The sequence below is a fragment of the Campylobacter sp. RM9334 genome, from assembly GCF_020138145.1.
In the GTDB taxonomy this organism is placed as follows: Bacteria; Campylobacterota; Campylobacteria; order Campylobacterales; family Campylobacteraceae; genus Campylobacter_E.
On the sequence record NZ_JACGAX010000064.1, the window covers coordinates 1 to 405 of the forward strand.

The window sequence follows — 405 nt, forward strand, 5'->3', positions numbered from 1 at the left end:
GAAGTAGGCAACGACTTTAAATCAAGTAATACAATCTTTAGTGGAGATATAACTGCAAATAAATTATTAAGCGATGAAAAAAGCACTTTTCAAGGTAATGTTAGTGCTGATAGCATAAGTGCAGTTGGTTCCATATTCAAACAAACTCTAACTATTACAGGCGATAGTAAAAACAATGTCTTAGATAATGCTACATTAAATCAAGGCATAGTAATTGATAACAAAGATGCACAAGTAAGTGTGATAAATGGCTCAGAAATCAAAGGAGAAATAAAAAACGAAGGCTTTATAAATGTAGAAGAAGGCTCAAAGGTATCAGAAAAAGTAACAGGTAGTGGTATTTTAAAAACCGATGGAGCTTTTTATGAAGATAATGTAAGTATGGGTAAGATTGAAGGAGAGAAC

The 405-nt window shown here is 32.1% G+C and carries 1 protein-coding gene; it reads left to right on the plus strand.

What is annotated here, in order from left to right; all coding sequences use genetic code 11:
• A partial coding sequence (locus AVBRAN9334_RS10130) for a hypothetical protein (RefSeq protein ID WP_336607746.1) occupies nt 1-405 on the plus strand: 405 nt, incomplete at both ends.